The 256-nt window shown below is 62.1% G+C and carries 1 protein-coding gene; it reads right to left on the bottom strand.

All coding sequences use genetic code 11. The features are described from left to right. A partial coding sequence (locus IB249_RS29650) for a hypothetical protein (RefSeq protein WP_192309942.1) occupies nucleotides 1–256 on the bottom strand: 256 nt, incomplete at both ends.

The following is a 256-nucleotide window of genomic DNA, read 5'->3' as shown; positions in this document are numbered from 1 at the left end:
GGCTCGATCCGCTGATTGGCGAAGTGGCGAACCGGCAGTGCGGCGTCTTCGATGCTCAGCACATTGCCCACCGGGTCGTAGGCGTATTGCAGGTCCTGCAAGGGAGCGTGCTGTTCGAGCCGCGACAGTAACCGAGTCAACCTCCCGCTTTGCGCACAATACTCAAGCGTGGTCACCACGCCGTTGCCGGCGACTTCCTTCTCGACCTGATCCTGAGCGTTGTAATGGATGGCGGCGACGATTGGCCGTCGCTCGG

It is taken from the genome of Pseudomonas sp. PDM04, assembly GCF_014851765.1.
GTDB lineage: Bacteria > Pseudomonadota > Gammaproteobacteria > Pseudomonadales > Pseudomonadaceae > Aquipseudomonas.
The sequence above is the reverse complement of the archived record's forward strand: the minus strand, read 5'-3'. Positions and strand labels throughout refer to the sequence as shown.